Below are 1,162 nucleotides of genomic sequence, written 5' to 3'. Positions count from 1 at the left end.
TCTTTTGTCAAGTTATACATATGGTATTCTATAGATTTTTGAATTTCAGTTAACCTTTTGATTTCATCAATAATTTCATTCGATTTTCCCTTTAATAGATTCAGGTATTCACTTTTTTGGTAAGTTGTAAATATATCCTTAATTTGAGCTACTGAAAGATTTAAATTTCGTAACATTAGTATTTGGGCAAGTTGATAAATTTCTTTAAGAGCATATTTTCTGTACTTATTTTTATCAACATAGGACGGAAACAATAGCCCTTTTTCTTCGTAATATCTTATTTGATGATGACTAATGTCAAAAATTCTAGCCAATTGATTTATTGTAATTGTTCCTTTCATGCTATCCCCCTTTTCTATTCCAAATATAAACTATAGGGTTAACCTAATGTCAAAATAAAAAATCCTTTTTCTGTTTACACAAATATATGTAAATAAACAACATCTCTGATTTACGAGAATAATAGATTTTCTAAGTGGAAATCGTTATGATGTAAGAAAAAAGAAAGTGAGCGGAAAATGAATAAAAAAATCGCGATTATTACAGGTGCATCCAGTGGATTCGGACTTCTAACTACCCTTGAACTTGCCAAAAAAGATTATTTAGTCATCGCTACAATGCGGAATCTCGATAAACAAGCCGAATTATTGTCTCAAGTCGCTGGATTACACTTACAACAAAATATTAAAATTCATCAGCTAGATGTAACGGATCCGGAATCTATACATGCATTCCAGTTATTTTTGAAAGAATTAAACCGAATTGACCTTCTCATCAATAACGCTGGATTTGCAAGTGGTGGATTTATAGAGGAAATTCCAATAGAAGAATACCGCAAACAATTTGAAACGAATGTATTTGGAGCTATATCGATAACTCAAACTATCTTGCCTTATATGCGAAAACGAAAAAGTGGAAAAATCATTAATGTAAGTAGTATTAGTGGACAAGTTGGATTTCCAGGTTTATCCCCTTATGTTTCTTCAAAATATGCATTAGAAGGTTGGAGCGAATCCCTTCGTCTAGAAGTAAAGCCATTTGGAATCGACGTTTCGTTAATCGAACCAGGTTCTTATAATACAAATATTTGGGAAGTCGGAAAAGAGCTTGCAGAAAATTATTCAGAAGCTACCTCTCCCTATAAAGAGTATATGAATAAAAT

At 31.5% G+C, this 1,162-nt stretch carries 2 protein-coding genes; one reads left to right on the top strand and one right to left on the bottom strand.

Features of this window, described 5'->3' with window-relative positions; all coding sequences use genetic code 11:
• Positions 1-341, bottom strand: a 341-nt coding sequence (locus V7183_RS25645) for a MerR family transcriptional regulator (RefSeq protein ID WP_335361299.1), incomplete at its 3' end; no start/stop codon positions are given.
• A gap of 177 nt (positions 342-518) precedes the next feature.
• On the opposite strand from V7183_RS25645, the gene V7183_RS25640 reads away from it, so the two are divergent.
• Positions 519-1,162 (top strand): oxidoreductase (locus V7183_RS25640; protein ID WP_335361298.1); only part of this gene is annotated, 644 nt, incomplete at its 3' end.

The organism is Bacillus sp. JJ1127, from assembly GCF_036965845.1.
In the GTDB taxonomy this organism is placed as follows: Bacteria; Bacillota; Bacilli; order Bacillales; family Bacillaceae_G; genus Bacillus_A.
Note: the sequence above shows the minus strand (reverse complement) of the source record. Positions and strands in the feature narration are given on the sequence as shown.